This window comes from Streptomyces sp. WAC06614 (genome assembly GCF_003949795.1).
Lineage (GTDB): Bacteria > Actinomycetota > Actinomycetes > Streptomycetales > Streptomycetaceae > Streptomyces.
Window position 1 is genome coordinate 1 of sequence record NZ_RPRY01000049.1, and the last position, 3,052, is coordinate 3,052.

The window sequence follows — 3,052 nt, forward strand, 5'->3', positions numbered from 1 at the left end:
TTCGACATCTCCGCGATCAAGCAGGCCTGACGCACGGCCGGCGACCCGGCCCGGGGGCGGCTTCTGACCGCCCCCGGGCCGGGTCGCCGGCCGTGCGTCAGGCCTGCTTGATCGCGGAGATGTCGAAGGTCAGCTTCACCTTGTCGCTGACCATGACTCCGCCGGCCTCCAGCGCGGCGTTCCAGGTCAGGCCCCAGTCGGAGCGCAGGATCTCGGCGCCGCCCTCGAAGCCGACGCGCTCGTTGCCGTAGACGTCCGTGGCGGAGCCGGTGAACTCCAGGTCGATGGCGAGCGGGCGGGTGACGTCCTTGATGGTCAGGTCGCCGCTGATCCGGTAGCGGTCGCCGCCGAGCGCCTCGGCCCCGGTGGACCGGAACGTCATGAGCGGGAACAGCTCGGCGTCGAAGAAGTCGCTGCTGAGCAGGTGGGCGTCGCGGTCGGCGATCCCGGTGCTGACGGAGCCGATGCGGACGTCGATGCGGGCCGTGGACCGCGCCGGGTCGCTGCCGTCGAGGTGCAGCAGGCCCTCGTGCTCCCCGAAGCTGCCGCGGACGTTGGTGACCATGGCGTGGCGGACGGTGAAGCCGATGCTGCTGTGGCTGGGGTCGATCACGTAGTCACCGGTGAGGGCGGCCAGTGCCGGGTCCACCTCGACGGTGGCGGTGGCGGTGGTGACGGTCGGCTGGGACGCGGTGCGGCGGGTGAAGAGACCCATGACTTCCTCCTCGGATTGGTTGAACTTTCAACAAGGAAGACGCTAGACCCATTCCGTTCAAATTTCAACAGCCCGGGATGGTGTCGGGTGGTTTTGTGGAAGTTCCACAAAGGCCGATGGTCCGTACTGGTGATGTCCATGCATCCTTTTGGCCCACTGTCCGGGCCGGACAGCGGATCGGGTTCGAGACTGTGTGGAATCAACGGAGGGTTTTTCTTGGTCCGCTTCGTAAGGTCGGTACATGACCGTTGTGGACCAGACTCCGAGCGAGCCGACGGACGCCCGCGGGCGCGTGGCCGAGCTGCACTCTCTGCGTGAGCAGGCGCGGCGCGGGCCGAGTGACCGGGCGACCGAGGCGCAGCACGCCAAGGGCAAGCTGACCGCGCGGGAGCGGATCGCGCTCCTCCTGGACGAGGGTTCGTTCCGGGAGGTCGAGCAGCTGCGCCGGCACCGGGCCTCGGGCTTCGGTCTGGAGGCGAAGAAGCCCTACACCGACGGTGTGATCACGGGCTGGGGCACCGTCGAGGGCCGCACGGTCTTCGTCTACGCCCACGACTTCCGCATCTTCGGCGGGGCGCTGGGCGAGGCGCACGCGACGAAGATCCACAAGATCATGGACATGGCCATCGCGGCCGGTGCGCCGCTGGTGTCGCTGAACGACGGCGCGGGCGCCCGGATCCAGGAGGGCGTCTCGGCGCTCGCCGGCTACGGCGGCATCTTCCAGCGCAACACCAAGGCCTCGGGCGTCATCCCGCAGATCTCCGTCATGCTCGGCCCCTGCGCCGGCGGCGCCGCGTACAGCCCGGCCCTCACGGACTTCGTCTTCATGGTCCGCGAGACCTCGCAGATGTTCATCACCGGCCCCGACGTGGTCCGCGCCGTCACCGGCGAGGAGATCACCCAGAACGGCCTCGGCGGCGCCGACGTGCACGCCGAGACCTCGGGCGTGGCGCACTTCGCGTACGACGACGAGGAGACCTGCATCGCCGAGGTCCGCTACCTCATCTCGATGCTCCCGTCGAACAACCGCGAGAACCCGCCGGTCCACCAGACCGACGACCCGGCCGACCGCCGCTCGGACGTCCTGCTGGACCTGGTCCCCGCCGACGGCAACCGCCCGTACGACATGCTCAAGGTCATCGAGGAGCTCGTCGACGACGGCGACGTCCTGGAGATCCACGAGCGCTGGGCCCGCAACATCATCTGCGCCCTGGCGCGGATGGACGGCCAGGTCGTGGGCATCATCGCCAACCAGCCCGGCCACCTCGCCGGAGTCCTGGACATCGAGGCCTCGGAAAAGGGCGCCCGCTTCGTCCAGATGTGCGACGCGTTCAACATCCCGATCATCACGCTGCTGGACGTCCCCGGCTTCCTCCCGGGCGTCAGCCAGGAGCACGGCGGCATCATCCGCCACGGCGCCAAGCTCCTCTACGCCTACTGCAACGCCACCGTCCCGCGGATCAGCCTCATCCTCCGCAAGGCCTACGGCGGCGCGTACATCGTCATGGACTCCCAGTCCATCGGCGCGGACATCACCTACGCCTGGCCGACGAACGAGATCGCCGTCATGGGCGCCGAGGGCGCCGCCAACGTCATCTTCCGCAAGCAGATCGCCGACGCCGAGGACCCCGAGGCCATGCGCGCCCGCATGGTCAAGGAGTACAAGGCCGAGCTGATGCACCCGTACTACGCGGCCGAGCGCGGCCTCGTGGACGACGTGATCGACCCGACCGAGACCCGCGGCACCCTCATCGCGGCCCTCTCGATGCTCCGCAACAAGCACGCCGACCTGCCGTCCCGCAAGCACGGCAACCCGCCGCAGTAAGGAGACACGCCACCGATGAGCACCGACATGCTGCTGCGCGTCGAAAAGGGCCACGCCGAGCCCGAGGAGCTGGCCGCGATCACCGCGATCCTGCTGGCCCGCGCCGCGTCCACCCCCGACATCCCCTCGGCCCGACCCCGCTCCACGGCCGGCTGGCGCCGCCTGGAGCGCACCCCGGGCTTCCGCGCCCCCCACAGCTGGCAGGGCTGAGCACCCCGCCCCGCTTCCGAAAGGCCCCGCACCCGACCAGGGTGCGGGGCCTTCGGCATTTCCGCACGTCCCTGTCCTTCCGGACGTCCCCCCGGTACGACAGAAGGGCCCCTCGTGCGCTCCTGAGCGCACGAGGGGCCCTCCCGGACACCGTGACCGGGGCCGCTACCGCAGGCGTGCCATCAGTGCGTGTTCGACGAGCGTGATGAGGGCGCTCTTGGCGTCGGCGCGGTGGCGGGCGTCGGTGGTGATGATGGGGGCGTCGGGGCCGATCTGGAGTGCTTCGCGGACTTCTTCGGGGG

The 3,052-nt window shown here is 69.7% G+C and carries 3 protein-coding genes and 1 pseudogene; 2 read left to right on the forward strand and 2 right to left on the reverse strand.

Annotated features, from left to right (window positions below; all coding sequences use genetic code 11):
* Positions 1–97 precede the first annotated feature (97 nt).
* Positions 98–715 carry a YceI family protein gene (locus EF918_RS09745; protein WP_125643812.1) on the reverse strand — a complete coding sequence of 206 codons (618 nt, stop codon included), beginning with the start codon at positions 713–715 and terminating at the stop codon, positions 98–100.
* 241 nt (positions 716–956) lie between these two features.
* On the opposite strand from EF918_RS09745, the gene EF918_RS09750 reads away from it, so the two are divergent.
* Positions 957–2,540 carry an acyl-CoA carboxylase subunit beta gene (locus EF918_RS09750; RefSeq protein WP_125643814.1) on the forward strand — a complete coding sequence of 528 codons (1,584 nt, stop codon included), beginning with the start codon at positions 957–959 and terminating at the stop codon, positions 2,538–2,540.
* Positions 2,541–2,555: 15 nt separating this feature from the next.
* The gene (locus EF918_RS09755) at positions 2,556–2,750 is read left to right on the forward strand and encodes an acyl-CoA carboxylase subunit epsilon (protein WP_125643816.1); all 195 of its coding nucleotides are present in this window, start codon (positions 2,556–2,558) and stop codon (positions 2,748–2,750) included.
* Between the two features lie 165 nt (positions 2,751–2,915).
* On the opposite strand, the pseudogene EF918_RS09760 reads toward EF918_RS09755, so the two are convergent.
* A pseudogene (locus EF918_RS09760) lies at positions 2,916–3,052 on the reverse strand (ATP-binding protein); the annotation flags it as partial.